Source organism: Arcicella aquatica (assembly GCF_034928825.1).
GTDB lineage: Bacteria > Bacteroidota > Bacteroidia > Cytophagales > Spirosomataceae > Arcicella > Arcicella aquatica.
The window spans coordinates 80685-102246 of sequence record NZ_JAYFUL010000019.1 but is presented as its reverse complement, the minus strand read 5'-3'; the positions used below and the strand labels follow the sequence as shown (position 1 = coordinate 102246).

At 35.6% G+C, this 21562-nt stretch carries 15 protein-coding genes; 7 read left to right on the top strand and 8 right to left on the bottom strand.

Features of this window, described 5'->3' with window-relative positions:
• Positions 1–33 precede the first annotated feature (33 nt).
• From VB264_RS13000 to VB264_RS12975, 6 genes are all read right to left on the bottom strand, one after another.
• Entirely contained in the window at positions 34–963 is a 930-nt protein-coding gene (locus VB264_RS13000; RefSeq protein WP_323249990.1) for a D-ribose ABC transporter substrate-binding protein, read from the bottom strand.
• Positions 960–2585, bottom strand: coding sequence for a DUF5060 domain-containing protein (locus tag VB264_RS12995; RefSeq protein WP_323249988.1), 1626 nt, complete (start codon positions 2583–2585; stop codon positions 960–962). Before VB264_RS12995 ends, VB264_RS13000 begins: the two co-directional genes overlap by 4 nt.
• Positions 2586–2613: 28 nt before the next feature.
• Complete coding sequence (locus VB264_RS12990; protein WP_323249986.1) at positions 2614–3579, bottom strand: transketolase family protein; 966 nt, start codon at positions 3577–3579, stop codon at positions 2614–2616.
• A 21-nt stretch (positions 3580–3600) separates the two neighbouring features.
• Complete coding sequence (locus tag VB264_RS12985; protein ID WP_323249984.1) at positions 3601–4437, bottom strand: transketolase; 837 nt, start codon at positions 4435–4437, stop codon at positions 3601–3603.
• Positions 4438–4538: 101 nt separating this feature from the next.
• Positions 4539–5948: an L-fucose/L-arabinose isomerase family protein gene (locus VB264_RS12980; protein ID WP_323249982.1), complete on the bottom strand. Its 1410-nt coding sequence runs from the start codon at positions 5946–5948 to the stop codon at positions 4539–4541.
• Between the two features lie 98 nt (positions 5949–6046).
• A complete protein-coding gene (locus VB264_RS12975) occupies positions 6047–6814 on the bottom strand; it encodes a DeoR/GlpR family DNA-binding transcription regulator (RefSeq protein WP_309919969.1) in 768 nt (255 codons plus the stop codon).
• A gap of 160 nt (positions 6815–6974) precedes the next feature.
• On the opposite strand from VB264_RS12975, the gene VB264_RS12970 reads away from it, so the two are divergent.
• Positions 6975–8339, top strand: a complete 1365-nt coding sequence (locus tag VB264_RS12970) for a DUF1593 domain-containing protein (RefSeq protein ID WP_323249980.1) — start codon at positions 6975–6977, stop codon at positions 8337–8339.
• Between the two features lie 233 nt (positions 8340–8572).
• Positions 8573–12946: a T9SS type A sorting domain-containing protein gene (locus VB264_RS12965; protein ID WP_323249979.1), complete on the top strand. Its 4374-nt coding sequence runs from the start codon at positions 8573–8575 to the stop codon at positions 12944–12946.
• Positions 12947–12992: 46 nt separating this feature from the next.
• Here VB264_RS12965 and VB264_RS12960 read toward each other — a convergent pair whose 3' ends face one another.
• Complete coding sequence (locus VB264_RS12960; RefSeq protein WP_323249976.1) at positions 12993–15947, bottom strand: FAD-binding and (Fe-S)-binding domain-containing protein; 2955 nt, start codon at positions 15945–15947, stop codon at positions 12993–12995.
• Between the two features lie 189 nt (positions 15948–16136).
• Between VB264_RS12960 and VB264_RS12955 the strand changes: the two genes are divergently transcribed.
• Both VB264_RS12955 and VB264_RS12950 read left to right on the top strand, forming a co-directional pair.
• Entirely contained in the window at positions 16137–17378 is a 1242-nt protein-coding gene (locus VB264_RS12955) for an ABC transporter permease (protein ID WP_323249975.1), read from the top strand.
• 83 nt (positions 17379–17461) lie between these two features.
• Positions 17462–17887: a hypothetical protein gene (locus tag VB264_RS12950; protein ID WP_309919979.1), complete on the top strand. Its 426-nt coding sequence runs from the start codon at positions 17462–17464 to the stop codon at positions 17885–17887.
• A gap of 40 nt (positions 17888–17927) precedes the next feature.
• On the opposite strand, the gene mdh is transcribed toward VB264_RS12950, so the two are convergent.
• Positions 17928–18866 carry a malate dehydrogenase gene (mdh, locus tag VB264_RS12945; protein ID WP_323249973.1) on the bottom strand — a complete coding sequence of 313 codons (939 nt, stop codon included), beginning with the start codon at positions 18864–18866 and terminating at the stop codon, positions 17928–17930.
• A gap of 190 nt (positions 18867–19056) precedes the next feature.
• Here mdh and VB264_RS12940 point away from each other — a divergent pair, with 190 nt between their 5' ends.
• From VB264_RS12940 to gatA, 3 genes are all read left to right on the top strand, one after another.
• Positions 19057–19494: a YkvA family protein gene (locus tag VB264_RS12940; protein WP_323249972.1), complete on the top strand. Its 438-nt coding sequence runs from the start codon at positions 19057–19059 to the stop codon at positions 19492–19494.
• Positions 19495–19600: 106 nt separating this feature from the next.
• Complete coding sequence (locus VB264_RS12935) at positions 19601–19813, top strand: Sec-independent protein translocase subunit TatA/TatB (protein WP_323249971.1); 213 nt, start codon at positions 19601–19603, stop codon at positions 19811–19813.
• 169 nt (positions 19814–19982) lie between these two features.
• Positions 19983–21401, top strand: a complete 1419-nt coding sequence (gene gatA, locus VB264_RS12930; RefSeq protein ID WP_323249969.1) for an Asp-tRNA(Asn)/Glu-tRNA(Gln) amidotransferase subunit GatA — start codon at positions 19983–19985, stop codon at positions 21399–21401.
• Positions 21402–21562 lie beyond the last annotated feature (161 nt).

Sequence of the window (21562 nt, the reverse complement as noted above, 5' to 3'; positions counted from 1 at the left end):
TAGCTGATAATATTCACTATTCTGAAAATTCAATTACTTTTTACCAAAAGCAGTATAATGACTGATATTATCTTTGGTCACTAATTCTACTGCCACTGGAATTTTAGCTGGAAAATCTCTTTTCCCCTTTAAATATTCATCTGCGTAAACGGCCGCCATTTGTGCCATCACTTTCGGAAATTGCATGCCGGTGGCAGCCACTTTTCCATCTTTAATCGCCGCAACGACATCGTCAGCCCCATCAAAACCAAACACTTTCACTTTATTGGCCTTACCTGCACCTGCTAATGCCTGATATGCTCCCATAGCCATCGCATCGTTTCCACAAAACACCGCATCAATATTTGGTTGTGCTTGCAAGATAGACTCCATCACTTCCATCGCTTTGTTACGGTCGAAATCGGCACTTTGCTGAGCGACCATTTTAAGGTCGGGGTAATTATCAACTAAGCTATGAAAGCCCTTTGAACGAGCCCACGTATTGTTATCGCCTACCAAACCAAGGAGTTCTACATAATTGCCTTTTTTATGCAATTGTTGAACGAAAAATTTAGCAATGGCTACACTTCCAGAAAAACTATCTGATAAAATTTGTGAAGTAGCCGCATCTGGAGAATTCACTTCTCTGTCCATACAAAATACAGGAATACCAGCATCTTTGGCTTTTTGAACATTCACTACACTTCCATCGGCATCAGTAGGATTAAACAAAATCGCTTGATAACCCGATACAATGGCATTTTCAAAGTGGTCTGATTCTAGGGCAGTATTGTTCTGAGAATCAAATATTTTTGTTTCATAACCCAATTCTTTGGCTTTTGCAGCGGCATTTTCAGCTAGAAACACAAACCAAGGATTATTAAGCGTTGAAACTACAATCGCCATTTTCTTAGGTCCTTGTGAGGGATTCTTTTCCTGACAACCCAGTAGAAACAACAATAATAAGAAGATATAATTTTTCATAGTTTAGGAATTTCTGTAATCCGTAAGGCTAAATATGGCTTTAAGGGAATTCTTACTTGTTTCATGTCTTTGTCATAGAAACGGTAATCATTCACCTCTGAAAGCTCAAAAGTTGTTGGAACTACTTTGATGGTCATGTCCCAAGTATCAATAATTTCTACTTTATAACGATTCCCCTTTACAGGACGCTTTTCAAAATTGGCATTCTTGTGTGGCAGATTAAACAACCATTTATTATTTATTTCATTACCTAGATAAACGATATAAACACCTTTTCCAGTAGTAGTGGTTTTGGCATCTCTGCTCATATCTGCTGGCTCCAATCCTCCGTCTGTTTCTTCTAAAATCTTTCTCAGAAAACCTACTCTTTTCCAGCTTGTACCTTTCAACTCACCTCCTTTTGCCCAAAAAATAGTATCTCTCAAATCTTTAAACATATATGATTCGCCATGCGTAACATAGGTTCCTCCAATAATTCCCATCCAAATCAGGTGGCTCATTTCTTCTCCGCTATAACGCCCCCAACGGTGTTTCAGATTTCCCTCGTAGCCCACCTCATCATAAATAACGGGCTTGTTATATATATTTCTAGCAATAGATGCCGCTCCCCAGTTCATCACAGGGGCTTCGTCTTGTACTGACACATGGGTAAATTCTGGTCGCCAATAATCAAAGTATTTGGCTGTGCTGCCATGAATAGAACATAAATGTCGATACGGGTCATTTTTTATAACGGCTTTAGTAAGCGTAAGCCAATCTGCATCTGTTTTACTTTTTACATAGTCATACTCATTCGCTAACGACCACCATATATTCTGAAAAGATGACAAGCGGGCAGTTAAATATTGAATATAATGTAGATTCGCCTCCATAGGCATTTCATCAAACCCCCACCGACCTTTATCATATGGGTGAAAAATAATTAAATCAGCCTGTATGCCTAAGTCATGTAGATTATCAATCCTTTTTTCGAGGTGCTGGAAAAATGATGGATTAAAGGTTGAATAATCCCACACCTTTATTTCCTTGCCCGTAGAATCCTTTTTTATTTCTTTAATTACATAAGGATAAAGCGTTGGTTCTTCTTTGACTAAATCATAGTTTTTAGGAAAAACGCCCATTCTAATTTTATTAAACCCTGTATTTTTCAAGGTTCTAAGTGTCATTTCTTGCACTTCATTCGGCATGTGCGTCCAAGCATAAGAAGTCGTTCCTAATGGATAATATCTTTTGCCATCGGCATATTTAAAATGATAAACATCACTCACTTGTACTATTCCATGATTATTGCCCGTTGCCTTGATACATTCTAACTGTCCTTTTTTATTATTTAGTGCCGCAATATTACTTTGGGTAACATACTTCCAAACTCCAGTTTTAGATGGCATAAAACGAACAATAAAAGTATCATTCCCATCATAAAAACCGGCAACTGTATATGCAGTATCTTTAGAAGTAAATGTTGCTTTGAGGTTTACATCTGTGAAGGCATTTCCGTTCGGCTTATGCTTTAAGGTCAATTCAAATCTTCCCCATTGTTCAACCGTTGATTGAGCATTAACTGTATGATGAATAATGAACAATAAACCGTAAACAAAAAGATGTTTAATAAGTATTTTCATTGTTTGAATAGTATAAGAGGGTATATTTTTACTTACTTGCTAACAATTTCAAAGCCTCATTTATAATTCCAGCTTCCGAAATGCCATAGTGTTTAAAAATCTCATTCTGTGAACCACTTACCGTGTATTCATCTGGTAAGCCAATGATTTTAAAAGGCTTATTAAATTGATTTTGGAGTAGAAATGAAGCACACGCTTCACCCAAACCACCATAAATGCTGTGTTCCTCCACTGTCACTATTGCCTTACATTGCGTTGCGTATTTGGCTATGAGTGCTGTATCAAGTGGTTTAATTGTGTGCATACTGATTACGGCAACATCTATATTATCTTTAGCCAATGCTTGTGCCGCTTGCAAGGCTGGGTGTACAGTCTCACCTGTGGCAATCAATACGACGTCCTTTCCTTCTTTGATAACTCTTCCTTTACCAAACTCAAATTCAGTATTTGTTTCACTTAAAAGAGGCATTACTTTCTTCCCAAAACGAATATAAAAAGGCGTATCTATAGAGGCAGCTTGTCTGATAGCTTCGGCTGTTTCAAAATTATCGGCAGGTGCTACAATCGTAAGGTTATTGATGGCACGCATCACAGCGTAATCGTGTAAACTATGGTGTGTACTTCCCAAAGCTCCATAACTTACGCCTGCACTGATTCCGATGAGCTTGACTGGATTGTCAGAATAAGCAACATCATTTTTGATTTGTTCTAAAGCTCTGGCTGTGAGGAAACAAGCTGGTGAAACGGCAAAAACTTTTTTGCCCGACGACGCCAACCCTGCTGCCATTCCTACCAAATGTTGTTCGGCAATACCTACTTCTACTATTTGCTGAGGATATTTTTGTCCGAAAGGGACTAACTTTCCCGAACCTCTTGAGTCACTGGTTACTACCAATAAATTCTTGTCGGTTTCAGCCAAAGTCTGGAGTACTTCTGAAAAAATATCCAAGTTGGCTTTATCTGTCGTGGCGATGTTATCAATCGTTGCTCCCAAGTTCTTAAGCGATTTAAGGTTTTAAGCTACTTCTAAAAGACTTTCTTGAACAGTCGTCAATTCTTCCATAGCTTGCTGATATTGTTCTGGTGATGGTACGCCATGATGCCATTTCAAATTATTCTCCATGAAACTTACTCCTTTGCCTTTCACCGTCTGAGCGATAATTACACTTGGTTTTCCTATTTCAAAAGGCAAGGTATTAAAGGCTTCTTGCAAGGCTTCTATATCGTTTCCGTCGATAATGCGTACCGCCCAACCGAAACTTTCAAATTTTTTATCCAACGGTTCAGTATTACACACTTCTTTGGTTGGTGCTGTAATCTGTAAACCATTTAAATCAACAATAGCACATAAATTATCAAGCTTATAGTGTGCTGCTGATAAAGCAGCCTCCCAATTACTTCCTTCTGGCAATTCGCCGTCTCCTAACAATGTAAACACCTTATAATCAACACTATCTAATTTGGCAGCTAAGGCATTTCCGCAACTCATCGAAAGTCCATGACCCAATGCACCAGTATTTTGCTCAACACCATTTACTTTTTTAGTAGGGTGACCAATGTAATATGACTTGTATTGACAAAGTGTTTCAAGCGCTGATTCTGGAAAAAAACCTTTATCCGCTAACACTACGTATAATGCCTCCACACAATGCCCTTTACTTTGAATATACCTATCGCGAAGGGCTGACTTAAAATTTTCGGGATTTACGTTTAGTACATCATTATATAATACATTCAGAATATCTATACAAGAAAGCGAACCCCCAGTATGACCTGCCTTGGCTTGATAAATGTATTGAAGAATTTTTTTACGATATTCAACCGATTTTAGTTTTAATTCCTTGGTTGTCATAAGATATAGTGTGATTGAGTGATTGAGTGAATTGTGATTGAGTGAATTAGAAATAATTAATCACTCAATCACAACTCACTCAATCACAATTATTTCCCTCCTCAACGGTGTTCGTAAACTTCCCAGCCCATATAATTACTGAGAGATTCTTTTAAAATTCCAGCAGTTTTTGAGGCATTCATTACTACGTGATGTTCAAATCCATTTCTGCAAACATATTGCATCAACCCTTGTAAATCCTTGATTTGTGCGACTGCTCTATTACCAAATGTTTTTAGCGCATCATCTGTTAATTCCCCTTCGCCAATATATGCTTTGATGATGCCTTTAGGGTCATCCGTGCTGATTCTTCCGTAGGTCAACGGCATAGCTGGTGTACGTCCGTCCAATGCTCCATAAGTATTTTCTACTCCTACCGACGTACCCAAAATCGGTGCATTACTAATCTGAATATCAGGCAAGAAAGACTTTGCCCAGTTGCCGCAGTGGAATAAAACGCACTTTTCATCATCGTCGGCATAGTTATTATTCCAGTCTACCAAAGCACTTGGTGAGCCTGAGGCCAATTGCATAGCATACATACTTAACGTGCCTGTTACATCTACTTCACAAGCACTTGGCAACATATTTTCGCTCATGATACTCATACTGGTACATACGTTACAGCCATAATTTTTCTGTAGGGACGTCCAACATTGAATAGCAGTGGCATCTAATGAATGTTCTAACATGAAATTATTCAAGACTGCATCCAATTTTGCAATCTGAATCATGGCTTCATTAGGAGTTTTGCCGATAGGCGTATAAGCTAATATTTTATCCAGACGGTCTTTGACGATAGCGTCATCTTTGGTTAGCTTATTAGCATTACCAAGTATTTCTGAGAGGTCGCAAGTAACGACTGAAATACCATTTCTTTGTAAAATTTTCTCACTATATCTTACCGTATTGAAGGCTCCGGGTCTGGCACCGATAGCCCCTATACGTACATTCTTTAAACCTCTCACTACTTTACATACTGATAAAAAAGCTTTGAGGTCTGTTATAAATCCTTCATCATTAGGGCGAACTACGTGTTTAGTGGTCAGGGTATATTTAATGCCGTATTGATACAAGTTATTACATACCGAAATCTTACCACACCAAGCATCTCTTCTACGAGCGACATCCAGCTTATCTAAATCGTCTGGATAGGCCTGTATTAAAACAGGTACATTAAGATTTGCCAATTTCAAACTGTCTGCTACTCCTTTTTCATCACCAAAGTTTGGTAGTACTACCCAGACGCCGATAATGTCTTCGGCGTGTTGTTTAAAAAGGTTAGCACATTTTTGAGCTTCCTGAAAGGTTTCTACTCCTCCTAATTTCGTCGTGTTGCTGTCTAAAACAATAGGATTTATCCCGAGTGTGTTACAAAGTTCTATTACCTCTACCCTAGCTTTTTCCACTAAACTATCAGGAAAGAAGTCTCTGTTTCCGATGATAATTCCCAATGTGATTTTTTTTTCCATAGCGATGACTTACAGTTATGCAACTAGCCTACTCGATAAGTCATACGTCATCCATCAAGAATTCACGAGAATTCAAGGCATCATATTACATCTTTCAACTAATCGGCAATTATTATTTCTATTTCGTTCTTTTCAAAATGTGATTTATCTTCTTGATTAATCTCATTATCTGTAATGATATAATCAATCAATGATAACGCTCCTAAACTGGCAAAAGCACTTTTTCCAAATTTGGTAGAATCTGCCACTAAGTAGGTAGTCTCTGCTGCATCTATCATCGCTTTTTTGACCACAATATCACTAATACTTGGGTAAGTCAAACCTGCTTTTAGGGATATTCCAGCTGTGGCTAAAAACAATTTTTGCACATTGATACCTTTAAAAAAGTCGGCAGCTTTTTGTCCTGTTAACGACAAAGTAGGTGGCTTAAACTCTCCGCCAGTCATAATTACTTCTATTCCTGGCTCAGTACCTAGCATCATCGCAATGTTCAGGGCATTCGTTATTACCGTAAGGTTTCGAAAGCCTTTTAGTTTTTTTGCTATTTCGGTTACTGTAGAACCTGAATCTAAAATTATGGTATCACCGCTTGAAATAAACTCTAGGCATTTCAAGGCTATTTTTTCTTTCTGATGAACATTTAGGTCATTATGTGCAACAGTAAATTCACGAACATGGTCTTCAATATTTTTCAAATAAGCTCCACCGTGCTCTCTGATGACTAAATCATCTTTTTCTAATTTTTCTAAATCCTGACGAATGGTCACTTCTGTGACTTTAAACAGTCTGGCAAGATCGGTTACTTTGGCTAAACCATCTTCTTTCAAGAGGTCTAAAATCTTTTCTCTACGCTGATTTGGCAACATATCCTTGATATTGAAACAAAACTAAATGAAATAAAACAAAAATAAAAGAAAAATATAAAAAATATTCGTAAACATTTATTTTACATTTATCTTCATACAATAAATTAATGACAATAAAATCTTCTATTATTCATACAATTACAAGAAAATCATAAAATAAATGAAAACAAAAATAATTCTTTTCTTTTTAATGAGTCTCGCTTTTACTTTAAAGACTTCCTCAGACGCTTGGTCACAAAAAAGCAATATAAACACAAAAAGTCGTACCATCATTACAACTGACGGAGAAATAGAAGATGTTGATTCCTTCATCAGAATGTTGTTATATGCGAATGAATTCAACATCGAAGGACTCGTTTATAGTAGCTCGCAATGGCATTATAAAGGCGATGGTAAAGGCACAACGTTTACATCTGTGATGGAAAATACCGCAAAAAGATATGGCAAACGTACTGACTTACGATGGGCAGGCACTACTTGGATACAAGAATTACTAGACGAGTATGAAAAAGTTCAGCCAAATTTATTAAAACATGATAAGAATTATCCTAGTGCCAATACTTTAAGGAAATTAATAAAGGTAGGCAATATTGATTTTGAAGGTGAAATGAATAAAGATACTGAGGGTTCGGAATGGATTAAAAAAGTATTGCTAGATAACAACCCTCAGCCCGTTTATTTACAAATCTGGGGAGGAAATAATACTGTAGCACGTGCCTTAAAATCTATTGAAGATACTTATAAAAATACGAGTCAGTGGGCTAGCATTTATAAAAAAGTATCCTACAAAGCCATTATTTATGCCGTGCTAGACCAAGACGCTACTTATCAAAAATATGTAGCCCCGAACTGGCCAAACATCAAGGTTTTTTATAATTCTGACCAATTTTGGTGTTTTGCTTATCCTTGGCCAAGAGTAGTTCCGAATGAATTACAGCCATTTTTAAGAGGTGAATTTATGGGGAAAAATATTATCCAACATCACGACCCTTTATTAGCAAAATATTACGCTTGGGGTGACGGTCAGAAACAAGCGGGAGACGAAGAACATACACATGGAAACATGACAGATGCCCAGAAATATAAAATGACTCAATATGATTTTATTTCGGAAGGTGACTCTCCTGCTTATTTTCCACAAACACGTTGGATTGAAGCCTTGCAATTAGATTTCGCTGCCAGAGCCGACTGGTGTATTAAATCATTTAAGGAAGCTAACCATGCCCCGAAAATTATCGTAAAAGGCAATAATATCCGAAAGGTAAAAGCTGGCACAAAAATCAGCTTAGAAGCATCAGCTATTGACCCAGATGGCAATGCCGTAGATTTTAAATTTTGGCAATATCTAGAAGCAGGAACATCGCCTGAAAAAGTAGAAATAGAACCAACGATGCCTAATGCTACTAGTATCACCATTCCCGCAACAGCCAAAAGCGGAGATACCATTCATATTATTGTTGAAGGAAAAGATAAAGGCACACCAGCATTGATTCGCTATCAAAGAGTAATACTAATTGTAGAATAAAAGAAAGATTTCGAAAGAAAAATATATTAAAGGCATAGGCTAGAATCAACTCTCACTTAGTGCCATAACCAAATCTATTTGCATATGATACTAAGCTGTAGAACTATATGTCACAAAATACAAGTAATGTTTTTAAAAAAAAGTGCAATACTAGAAAGAACAAAATGGGATATTTAGTTAAAATGAAATATTTTTGTCAAATATAAATTTAAACACTTTAATACAAACTACCTATGTTTAGATCTCTTCAATATTTACTACTACTTAGTTTTTTCACCTTTCAATTACAAGCACAAACAATTTTAATTTCTTCTATTAATAACGAATATGGATCGTCAAATACCTTATGTGTAGGACAAAGAGCATTCATTAAATACACAAAAACAGGTAATTTTACGAGCAACAATGTACTTACAGTTCAAGTAAAGACAAGCTATGATGGTGAAAACACATGGAAAAGTGTAAATACCATAGACTCTTCAGGAACTTTAATTTTTACTTTGCCAGAAAGCCTTATTAATTACACTTATGGCAACAGCGGATATTTTAATAGTGATTTTAGAGTTGTAACATCTTCACCTAAAGTTAACAGCAATACCTTACAATACAAGGCTATATTCTCTTTACCTGTTGTTGAATTTACAAATATTCAAAAGAAAGTCCTTTACCCCTACGAGTCAGTTTCAATAGGACTTAAATTATCAGGTTCAACACCAATGAACCTGCTTACTAGTGATAGTTCTAAAATCTCTTTAACTTATTTTAATGCTAACTCCGACAACAATTTATTTAATATAAATCCAAGCAAATCTGGCGTATATAGTATTATTGAAGCCTCGAATATGTGTGGAAAAGGAATAGTAAAAGGTGGTACAAACATTACTGTTATAGACAAACGATTACAAATAACCGGACTTTCAAATCTTCATGTTTGCAAAAATGGTAAATTAGACATTTACTATGCTACTTCAGGAAACTGGGACGCAAACAATAAATTCCGAATTAGGTTGGTAGATATGTCATTTAACGGTTCAAAATTTTATGACTTTGAAGCAAGTGAAACAAATGGCGTTTTATCAACTACAATCTCAGACGCTATTCCAATAGGGTTTTATAATATTCAAATTATAACAGCAAATGGTCCTGCTATCGAATCTCCTTATTTTCAAAGTTATATTTCAATCCATAATGCATTGAAAGTAGATTTCACTGCTGAAAGCACTTCTATTAGTTTTGGTGAGACAAAAAACTTAAACTATTCAATCTCGGGATATGGTTCTTTTTTGATTGAATTGAATAATGGACAAATCATCAAAAAAACAGATGTTCTTGATGATGTTATAAATTCTTACATAAGCGTATCTCCCAAAAGTACAACACACTATAGCATTAAATCATTTTCATCTTCATGCGGAGTGGGTAAAGGAAGTAAATCTATACTTGTTACTGTAAATGATGGTATTAAAACAGACTCTTTAAAAGCAGGAAAATATTGCTTAGGAAGTAGTGTGGAAGTTAAATTTTCTAGTAACAAAGCCATAAAAATTGGTAGCAAGATAAAAGTAAGACTTTTAAATGACCCTTTTATTGTAGATAGTATATATGGATTCCCTTACAGAGATGTAGTTGGAACGGTTATCAGAGAGAATATTGCTTCTTTTATCCTACCGATGAATCTACCAGAAAGTTTCAGCAATAATACTTTTTATGTTAGTGTTGCTACGGATGAATTAAAAAACGTTTCAGTCAGCCCAAATTCCATTTATGTTTTATCCCTTCCTTCAGCCTTGATTACCAATCTAAGTGGAGTAACTTTAGCCTCTCCACAAACTTTAGGTATCCAACTTTTATTGAACGGTGCTGGAACTTATGAAATAACGTTATCTAATAATCAAAAATACAAAATTGAACACAATTACGTTACTTGGGGTATGACTGGCTTTACTCGTGTTTACTTCCCTAAGTCAGAAGAAATTTGGATTTCTTCCATTAAAAATATTTGTGGCACAAATTCAAGCATCAATCCTGATAAAAAAACCGTAATAGTCGAAAATAATAATTTTTCTATACAATTATCAACCAATGAATTTCAGCCCATTGAAATTTGTGCAGGAAAAAAAATTGATATAAATATACTTATCAAGGGTAATTTCCAACAGGATAATCAATATTCAGCAGAGTTGATTCCAGACAATAATAGTTTACCAAAAATAAACTTAGGAACAATAAAAGCTGATCAAACTCAACTATTGATTCCTTCAAACGTAAAAAATGGAAAGTACTCGCTTAGAGTATCTTCAAGCAATCCTTTCTTTTATAGTAACGAACTGACTATTGCGGTTATGAATATTCCGACCATATCAATATCAAATAGTGCTTCACAGAATATACTACTCGGGGAAATAGCTCCCATTGATATTAAAATATCAGGAGGTGGAAATGTAGAAGTAGCTTATTCAGATGGTACAAATGAAAGTTACGGACTTGGTTTTTATGATTATTCTACAACTATTATTAGACAATTTACCCAAACAGGAACTTTTGCTGTTCAGTCTTTGAGCAATATTTGCGGTATTGGGAAAATAGATGAAAACAATACTGTTACAGTGAAAGTAAAAAACTACAATATTATAAATAGATATTATAACTATGCTAATAATATATCAGGGTATTATTGTAGAAACTTTAAAATACCAATTCCTTTTGATATTGTTGGAAAAGTTGATAGTACAACAACATTCTCTGTACAAATTGCAAAACCTGGAGACAGCAATTATACCACAATTCTTTTTGGTGTTAAGCAAAGTCCTGCATTGATTTCTATTCCAGAATCTTATACTGACGTGGATTATAATATCCGTATTATTAGTAGTGATAACTTAGTACAGTCTGAACCTGTTGGCTTAAGGTTAAAATATTCACCAGAATTAACTTTAAAATTGAGTAATGGAAATTCTGAAGCAACAATTAACGCAGGTGAAAGTATTACTCTTTATACACAATTGAAATATAAAAATTATGGAGTAGCAAGATATTTAATTATTGATGATAAAAACAATAAAACTAACGGAGAAATCTCTTATGGTAGCACGACCTTAGAAGAAATTAAAAAACCAACTGAAAATACTATTTACACTTTGACATCTGTATTTAACGAATGCGGTATAGGTAAGGCTTCTGGTAGTGTTAAGATTACGGTAAATCCAGTTGTTTCTATGACTTTTGAGAATGCTAATCTTTTCTGTAATGATAAAAATATTCAAGCAAACATCACGGCTTTAGGAACATTTGGTACGGACAATATTTTTAAAATAATCGCAACTAATGATAATGGAGTAACTACAACATTACTAACGACGTCTAAAACAGGAAAAATTGTTATACAGCCAAATAGCCAACTGAAAAGCGGTAGTTATAAAATACAGATAGAAAGTAGTAATCCTTATCAATTGAAGGATGTTAGCTACATAAACCTTAGAGAATTACTTGATGTTACTATCTTGGGAAATCCTATTATCAATCAAGGTAACCCTGCTTATATTTTATTTAAAAATAATAAAGGTTCGGCAATTCCAGATAAAAATAATTTCGGGTCTAAGGAAGACGTAAGTTTTGAATTAAGCGATGGAACATCAGGAAGTTTCTATTTGAATTCCAATTGGCCAAGCTCTATTTTAGTTTTTCCAAACAATACAACTACTTATACTTTAAAATCAATTAATAATGTTTGTGGTCCTGGAAAAATCAAGGGAAGCGCTACTGTAACAGTCAATCCTTATGCTAATAAACAGGTCAGTCTTTCTAATATTTTATCCACTTCCACTTCTTATTGTCGAGGAGCGATTGTAAGTATCCCATTTTTTTCCACTGGTGCTTATTCAGCACAAAATAAATTTACTGTTCAAATCTCTGATAGTACTGGTAAAAATTATCAAAACCTTATTACCGAAGGGAATACAAGCCTATTGAGGGCTAAAATTCCAATGGATTTGCCATTAGGGCACGGATACTACATCAGAGTACTTGCTAGTGATAGTGATGCGAGTGCAACAAGTTCTAATGTTCCCATCACAATTTTAGAAGCTATTACGGCTCGATTTGATACTGAATCTTATTATTTTAATGAAAATAAACCTATAATAATCAATCTTACTTTTACAGGTACACCACCTTTTACCTTTGTAGTGGGTAGTGATGAATTAAACACTAAAATATTCTATTCTGAAAAGACGAACTATAGTATAACCTTAAATCCATTGGCTAATACTTCTCTCCGTCTGTTTTCGGTAGGGAACGTAAATACTTGTGGAACAGGAACGGTGGTTAGTCCTTCGACAGTAAAAATTGAATTAGTGACAGCCTTAGAAGAATTAGGGAAATTAGGGATAAATGTTTTTCCAAATCCTACCTCGAACATGATTTATATTGAATCTAACGATAAAGAGGTAAGTATTCAATTGATAGATTTTTCTGGGAAGATTATCCAAGAACAAATTTTAAGAGGAGAACAAAAACAAATTGATATTTCAAAAGCTTCAGCAGGAACTTACTTCTTGCGTGTACTGAAAGAAGCCCAAGTGGCAACTTTTAAAATTATTAAGCTTTAAAAATCATAAAGCCAACGTCGAATAAATTTCAACGTTGGCTCTATGATTACCTCACCAACGCTTCCCACAAAATCTCAACTGGATGCTGTGCTATCCTCCCTGTTCCATCTTTTATTTGATGGCGACAGCTAGTGCCCGGTGCGGCAATAATTACATCATCCGCTTGTTTTCTGATGGTTGGGAAAAGCACCAACTCTCCTACTTTCATCGACACTTCGTAGTGTTCCTCCTCATACCCAAAAGAACCTGCCATTCCACAACATCCCGAAGGAATTAATTGTACTTCGTAGTTTTCGGGTAGGGATAACATCTTTTTAGTAGCTACTAAGGATGATAATGCCTTTTGGTGACAATGACCATGTAATTTAATCAGTCTTTTTTCATCCGTAAACAGCGATTTACTCAGTACTTTTTTATCGATTTCGTGTGCTAAAAACTCATCAATCAAAAAAGCATTTTTGGCTATTCCTTCAGCATCTGCCAACAATTCAGCAGGAACTAATTCAAGGTATTCATCTCGTAAAGTAAGAATTGCCGAAGGTTCAATACCTAAAATGGGTGTATTTTCATCAATAATGGCTGAAAGCATTTTTACATTTTGAATAGCAATTTGTTTAGCTTCTTTCACTAATCCTTTTGAGAGATAGGTTCTGCCACTTTCCAAATGTTCGGGAAGAATTACTTCATACCCCAATTTTGTCAGTAATGATACTGCCTTCTTGCCAATTTCTACATCATTATAATTGGTAAATTCGTCACAAAACAGATAGACTTTTTTAGTAGCGTCTGAAATATTCTGTGGTTGTCTTTTTTTATCCCAAGCCCTCAAGGTTGTTTTTCCTAAGGTGGGGATAGACCTCTCCTGAGCAAAACCTAACACCTTTTTCGTAATATTAGCAGTAAATGGCGTTTGGATAATAAAATTATATAATGATGGAAACATTGAAGCCATCGCTTGCGACTTGGTGAAATTTCCAATCATTTTTGTACGGAAAGGCACACCATGTACATCATAATAATGTTGTAGAAATTCAGCCTTCATTTTACCTACATCTACTTTGGAAGGACATTCTGACTTACAGCCTTTGCAGGACAAACACAAATCCATTACTTCTTTCACCTCTTGGTGGTCGAAACGATTTTCTTTTTCTGAATTTGTCAAAAACTGACGCAAAATATTGGCTCTGGCACGTGTAGTGTCTTTTTCCATGCGGGTAGCCATATAACTAGGGCACATCGTTCCGCCTGTTACTTCAGTCTTCCTACAGTCGCCAGAACCCGAACATTTTTCTGCTAAACGAAGGATTCCTTCTTGGTTCGAGAAATCAAAATAGGTTTCAATCGTTGGATTCTCCTTTCCTGCTTCATACCGCAAGAATTCGTTCATCGGAGGGGTATTCACAATTTTGTTAGCATTGAAAATACTTTTAGGGTCAAAAAGTGTTTTTACTTCTTTCAATAAAGTAAATACTTCTTTGCCCAACACACTTTCAATAAACTCCCCTCTCAATCGTCCATCGCCATGCTCACCACTTAATGAGCCATTGTATTTTTTCACCAATTCAGCCGTTTCTTTCAAAACCGTTCTGAATAATAATTTACCTTCCTGCGTTTTTAAATTAATCATTGGCTCAACGTGCAACTCCCCCGCACCTGCATGAGCATAATAAGACGCATTGATTCCGTGTTTCTTCAGAAGGGCTTGTAAATCGGCGATGTAGGCAGGTAAGTCTTCTGGTGCAACGGCACAGTCTTCAATTAAATTAACGGGCTGAATATCTCCCTTCAAATTTCTGATTAATCCCAATCCTGCTTTACGTACATCCCAAGCAGGAATGGTATTTGCTCCTTTTACAATGGGATACGCATAGCCAACGTTTGCCTTTATTAAGTCTTCAATAAGTGCTGAGGTTTTCAGGTTCAAAGCGTCATCACTTTCTTCCATAAACTCCACCATCAAAATAGCCGCAGGGTCTCCTTCGATAAAAAAGCGGTTCTTTTCATACAAATGATGCCCTTTGGTGAAATCCAAAATATACTTATCAACCAATTCAGAAGCCATTGGTCGATGTTCGAGTGCGACTAAATTTGCCTGTAAAGAATCTTGAATAGAACTACAATGGATACAAACCAAAGAAGTTTCTTGCGGAGGCAACGGCAATAAATTCAGCTTGGCTTCTGTTACAAAAGCAAGTGTTCCTTCTGAACCTGCCAATAATTTGCAGAAATTAAAAGCTTCCTTATTACCCTCCAAAAACATTTCACTTTCCATGAGCATATCCAAGGCATAGCCTGTATTTCTGCGTTTCAATGTTTTCTTGGGATATGCTTTCTCTATCGCTTCTTGATTAAATGGGTTATTCAATGTACGGAATATTTCTCCATACAATTTACCTTCTAAAGTATTGGTTTGTACTTTCTGAAAAAATTCAGCTTTGGTCAACTCTCCAAATTCTACTTCTGAACCATTACTCAATAATACTTTGGCTGAAATCAGGTGGTCGCGAGTTGTTCCCCAGACGATTGAGTGTAAACCACAAGAGTTGTTACCAATCATTCCTCCAATCATCGCTCTGTTAGATGTAGATGTCTCAGGACCAAAAAGTAAGCCATAAGGTTTTAAAATTACGTTTAAGTCATCTCTGATTACCCCAGGCTGGACCTTCACCCAACGTTCTTCTTGATTGATTTCCAACACATTAGTAAAATATTTTGAAATATCCACAACAATGCCCTTTCCTACTACTTGTCCAGCCAAAGAAGTACCCGCCGACCGTGGTATCAATGTGACATTGAACTCGTTGGCAAGCTTAATTAACGCTTTAATGTCTGCTATATTTTTAGGAAGAGCCACTGCTAATGGCTTTTCTTGATACACTGAAGCATCTGTAGAATATAGCATTTTTTGCGCATTGTGTAGCGATGAGTTATCAAAATAAAGTTCGCCAGAAAAGCTTTCTTGAAAATACTTAAAATCGGAAATGGTAATTTTAGAAGACATATCTTTTATTGGTAATTTGAGTGTAAAATTAAGGCATTCAAAAACTATTAAAGGTATTGATGAAAACTTTTTTCCAGTCTTACCCACATTTTACCATTCAACCTATCAATAAACTCCATTTGTCATTTCGTAGTTGTTTGTCAAAGTTTGTAGTTTTAAATTTATCTTGTTAAATATTAATCTCATTGTATGAAATTCCTCAGACAACTATTTGAAAGCTTACGTTTCGCATGGCAAGCCCTACGATCTAATTTATTACGAACCGTTTTATCACTTTTGGGTGTAACGATTGGTATTTTTTCGATTGTTGCTGTTTTTACCGTTGTTGATTCTATGAACATGGGTATTCGCGAACAAATCGATTCATTCGGTAAAGGTGTAGTTTATGTAGGCAAATGGCCTTGGGTAATGAGCAACAATTATCCTTGGTGGAAATACATCAATCGCCCAAGTATGAAGTACAACGAGTTCAAATATCTATCCGATAACCTCGAAAATTCTGAGGCTGTTTCTATTATGGATGGTAGAAGAACTACGTTGAAGAATGGGAACAATAGTATGGAAACTAATTTAGCAGGTGTTAGTCAGGATTATAATAAAATCACAGATGTTCCTGTTGAAACGGGAAGATATTTCTTAAATAATGAAACCGACAATTCTGCCTTTGTAGTGATTTTAGGTGCTAAAGTGAAAGAAGCTCTTTTCCCTGATCGTGGTGATGTCATCGGAGAAACCATTAAAATCAATGGCATTAAATTCAAGGTTATCGCCATGATGAAGAAAAAAGGAGAAGATTTAATTAGTTTGGGCGGGTCACCAGATGAACGAGCTTTTATTCCTTATACTACCTATGCTAGCCTTTTTCAACAAGACCAACCCGAACCTGATATTGCAGTAAAAGCGTATGACTGGGATAAAGGTCAAGAAACTTTGGAAGGCGAAGTGACAGGCCTTATGCGAAGCAGAAGAGGACTAAAACCTACACAAGACAATAATTTTTCTATCAACCGTTTGGATGGAGCTGTAAAATTCTTCGAATCTATATTTGCCAGTATGAACGTTGGTGGTGCTTGTATTGCTTTTTTCTCATTATTAATAGGTGGCTTTGGTATAGCCAATATTATGTTTGTTTCTGTAAAAGAACGAACTAATATTATTGGTATCCAAAAGTCATTAGGTGCTAAAAATTATTTTATCCTATTTCAGTTTCTATTTGAAGCCGTATTTTTGAGTTTGATTGGTGGTGCAGTGGGTATATTCTTTGTCTGGCTATTGTCTAATGTCAGTTTGGGTTCATTAAAGCTAGTGCTTACTTTTGGTAATATCATGATTGGGGTGTTTGTATCTACTTTTATTGGTGTATTATCAGGTATTGTGCCTGCATGGGTAGCTGCCCGCCTAGACCCTGTGATTGCTATTCGTTCAAAATAATAATAACATATATTAAAAATGAAAGAATTGAATATCTTTGTATATATTCAATTCTTTTTTTTATACATCTAAACAATTTTATTATGGCTTTCAACGAACGAATGAATTCAGCAAAACAAGCAACGATGGTCTTTTTTAGAAGACTGTTTATTGGCATATTAACGCTAGCTGTGCTTGTAATCATGTTCAGCTTTTTATTAACGAGAGTTGCTTATTCGGAAGGAGAAAGAGCGGGAGTTATCTCAAAATTCTCTAAAAAGGGAGTAGTTTTCAAGACTTACGAAGGAGAACTTAACGAAGGAGCTCAAGGACAAATGGGCAATATGGTCAATAGATTATGGGCATTTACAGTAGATGCTGACGACCCAACAATTATTCAAAAATTAGAAGATGCCATGCTGACTGGCAGAAGAATCCGTGTGCATTATGAACAACGGTATATGAAATTTTCGTGGATGGGCGATACTGAATATTTTGTTGACAAAGTAGATGAAGCACCCTTGAAATAAATAGTGAATAGCTTTAAAGCTATTCACTATTCTTAGTAAACTATAAATCTAACGTAGATAATACGTTATTCATATTACGAACTGCATCTGCTGATTTGGCAAACAACGCTTGTTCTGCATCATTTAATTTATAATCAATGATTTTTTCCCATCCTGTTTTTCCTAATACTACTGGAACACCTAGACAAATATCTGATTGTCCGTATTCCCCTTCTAAGAAAACAGAACAAGGGATTACACGTTTTTCATCACGAATGATTGATTCAACGACTGATAAACTTGCAGCACCCGGTGCATACCAAGCCGAAGTGCCTAATAAGCCTGTTAGTGTAGCACCACCAACCATCGTATCAGCAGCCACTTTACTCAACGTAGCTTCGTCTAAATAATCAGCAACAGGTGTTCCGTTCCAAGTAGCTAGACGCGTAAGTGGAATCATCGTAGTATCACCATGTCCACCGATTACAGAACCATGTAAATCATTTGGTGATACATTCATCGCCAAAGATAAATAGCATTTAAAACGTGCAGAATCCAACGCTCCACCCATACCAATAATACGGTTTTTAGGCAAGCCCGAAGCTTTTAATGCTAAGTAAGTCATCGTATCCATTGGATTTGATACAATCACAAAAATAGCATCAGGAGAATACTTAAGGATATTATCAACGACTGATTTTACAATTCCTGCATTTACTCCTATTAGTTCTTCACGAGTCATCCCTGGCTTGCGTGGAAGTCCCGAAGTAATCACAACGACATCAGAATTAGCCGTTTTAGAATAATCGTTAGTAACACCCGTTAGTTTAGTATCCCACCCTAAGATTGCAGCAGTTTGAAACATATCTAGGGCTTTACCTTCAGCAAAGCCTTCCTTAATGTCAAGCAATACTACTTCCGATGCTAATTCTTTACGGGCAATGTTATCAGCAGTGGTTGCTCCCACCGCTCCTGCACCTACGACAGTTATTTTTGACATAATCGATTGTAAATTAATTGTTTTAGTAAATACGTTTAAAATCTAACGCAAATGTAACCCATTTGCTTATTCACTAACGGTTTATTAAGTATTTTTTGTAGAATTCTTAGTAAAAGTTTGGTAAATTGTATATTTGCTACGTTATATAGATATGTTCATTCATCGAATCCTTAAATTAATATCATAAATTATGACTAATGAAGACTTAGTAGGCAAAGTTTTGAAATCAACATTCTTCAAAGCTGCTACGAAAAAGGCTGGGAAATATGCTGGAACTGGATTGGCTGTCCTTGAATTATTAAGAGAAGCCCTTCTCAAAGCCAGAGATATTGCTAATACTGAAAATAAAGGCGTAGGACAAGTACTTGCAGAGCGCATCACAACGTTAAGTAGAATGGTAAAGGCTTATGCTACGGGTCAATATAGAATCATCCCGTGGGCTAGTATCCTGAAAATTATTGCTAGCTTAATTTATTTTATCTCTCCATTCGACTTAATCCCAGACTTTTTACCTTTTATAGGTTTATCTGATGATTTGGCTTTAGTGATGTGGTTATTTAATTCTTTAAAAACGGATGTAGATAATTTTATTGCATGGGAAAAAGGAGAATTATTGCCACTAAAATAGGTTTGCAAGGCTCTGTATGCTTTTGCAGAGAAAGAAAAACTAAATGGTAAAAACTAAAATCTAAAATCATTGCTTATCTTTACGCAAATATTTAATAACTAAGGACATGGAACTTACTTCAATTTATCTAATTTTCAACATGGGGAGCTCAGAATTAATTTTGGTGGGTTTAGCTGTGTTGTTATTTTTCGGCGGTAAAAAATTACCAGAATTAATGAAAGGCTTGGGAAAAGGCATCAAAGAATTCAAAGAAGCACAAAAGGACGTAACTGACCAAATTGCAAAAGGCTTAGAAGACGATACAAATACAAAAAAATAGTATTAAGGTATTTTAGCAAGAGCATAGTTGAGGTGATTTTATTATCTCAGCTATGCTTTTGTTTTGTTAATAGATAGGTTTCAATCATAAAACCATCTAATTAAGTTCAATAGCAAGTAGCTTAATTCGCTTACTTAAGCTATTGTAATTACACTAAATTAAACCATTCATGAAAGTATATTCAACCTTAAAAGATATCCAAGCAGACCTTTACGCAGGTAATATTACGTGTCGTCAGTTAGTAGAGTTCTATTTGAAAAATATTGAGGAGAAGAACAACACATTAAACGCTTTTTTATCTGTTTTTGACCAAGAAGCCTTGGAAAAAGCAGACCAAATAGATGCCAAAATTAAAGCAGGAACAGCCAAGAAATTAGCAGGAATGGTTTTGGGTATCAAAGATTTACTTTGCTATAAAGATCATACTTCACAAGCAGGAAGTAAGATTTTAGATGGATTTGAATCTCAGTTTACAGCGACTGCTGTTCAAAGAGTGATAGATGAAGATGCTATTATCATAGGAAGACAGAATTGTGATGAGTTCGGGATGGGTTCAACCAACGAAAACTCTGCCTTTGGTCCATGTTTAAACGCAGTAGGTGAAAACAGAGTAGCGGGTGGTTCATCAGGAGGCTCGGCAGTAGCCGTACAAGCAGATATGTGTTTTGCTTCATTAGGCACAGATACGGGTGGTTCTGTTAGAATGCCAGCAGGTTTTTGTGGTTTAGTGGGTTTAAAACCTACTTATACAAGGGTTTCTCGTTGGGGCTTAATTGCCTATGCTTCTTCATTTGACTGTATCGGTCCTATTACCAAATCAGTGGAAGATGCTGCTATCTTATTAGAAATAATAGCAGGGAAAGACGAACAAGATAGTACTGTTTCAAACGAAGAGGTAGTTGCTTATTCTACCTTCCAAACTGATAAAAAAACGTATAAAGTTGGTTATTTAAAAGAAGCAGTAGAAAGTGAAGGTTTACAACCAGAAGTAAAAGCAGCTACCTTAGCGAAATTAGATTATTTAAAAGCAAAAGGTTATCAGGTAGAAGCCGTAGAATTTCCGTTGATTAAATATTTTTTACCAACTTATTATACGTTAACAACTGCCGAAGCTAGCTCAAACCTATCAAGATTTGATGGCGTTCGTTATGGACATAGAAGTGCTGAAGCGGTTGATTTAATGTCACTTTACAAAAAATCACGTTTTGAGGGTTTTGGTAAAGAAGTTCGTAAAAGAATAATGTTAGGAACTTTTGTATTGAGTGCAAGTTATTATGATGCCTATTATACAAAAGCACAGAAAATAAGAAGATTAATCAAAGAATATACAGATAATTTATTGACTGAATATGACTTTTTAATTTGCCCGACTACGCCAACAACGGCCTATAAATTAGGAGAAAAAACTGCCGACCCTATCCAAATGTATTTAGGGGATTTGTTTACCGTACAAGCAAATGTGGTGGGTTTACCTGCTATTTCTATTCCTAACGGAGTAGATAACGAGGGAATGCCAATAGGATTTCAGATTATGGCTGGAGCTTTTGAAGAAGCTGAATTATTAGCTTTTGCCAAGGAAATAGCATAAGATATTTATTATATTAAATATTATCACAAAAAAGTATCGCCTACAAACCTTTACAAATAAGGATAGGCGGTACATTTTTTTTTGCTAAAATTGATTTCTCTAAGTAGCTTTATAATGGTATAAATGTTTTTATCACCACAAAGAACATTGCCCAATTCTTA

Coding starts and splice junctions, on each gene's coding strand:
- VB264_RS13000 (WP_323249990.1), bottom strand. CDS start 963: ATGAAAAATTATATCTTCTTATTATTGTTGTTTCTACTGGGTTGTCAG.
- VB264_RS12995 (WP_323249988.1), bottom strand. CDS start 2,585: ATGAAAATACTTATTAAACATCTTTTTGTTTACGGTTTATTGTTCATT.
- VB264_RS12985 (WP_323249984.1), bottom strand. CDS start 4,437: ATGACAACCAAGGAATTAAAACTAAAATCGGTTGAATATCGTAAAAAA.
- VB264_RS12980 (WP_323249982.1), bottom strand. CDS start 5,948: ATGGAAAAAAAAATCACATTGGGAATTATCATCGGAAACAGAGACTTC.
- VB264_RS12975 (WP_309919969.1), bottom strand. CDS start 6,814: ATGTTGCCAAATCAGCGTAGAGAAAAGATTTTAGACCTCTTGAAAGAA.
- VB264_RS12970 (WP_323249980.1), top strand. CDS start 6,975: ATGAAAACAAAAATAATTCTTTTCTTTTTAATGAGTCTCGCTTTTACT.
- VB264_RS12965 (WP_323249979.1), top strand. CDS start 8,573: ATGTTTAGATCTCTTCAATATTTACTACTACTTAGTTTTTTCACCTTT.
- VB264_RS12960 (WP_323249976.1), bottom strand. CDS start 15,947: ATGTCTTCTAAAATTACCATTTCCGATTTTAAGTATTTTCAAGAAAGC.
- VB264_RS12955 (WP_323249975.1), top strand. CDS start 16,137: ATGAAATTCCTCAGACAACTATTTGAAAGCTTACGTTTCGCATGGCAA.
- VB264_RS12950 (WP_309919979.1), top strand. CDS start 17,462: ATGGCTTTCAACGAACGAATGAATTCAGCAAAACAAGCAACGATGGTC.
- mdh (WP_323249973.1), bottom strand. CDS start 18,866: ATGTCAAAAATAACTGTCGTAGGTGCAGGAGCGGTGGGAGCAACCACT.
- VB264_RS12940 (WP_323249972.1), top strand. CDS start 19,057: ATGACTAATGAAGACTTAGTAGGCAAAGTTTTGAAATCAACATTCTTC.
- VB264_RS12935 (WP_323249971.1), top strand. CDS start 19,601: ATGGAACTTACTTCAATTTATCTAATTTTCAACATGGGGAGCTCAGAA.
- gatA (WP_323249969.1), top strand. CDS start 19,983: ATGAAAGTATATTCAACCTTAAAAGATATCCAAGCAGACCTTTACGCA.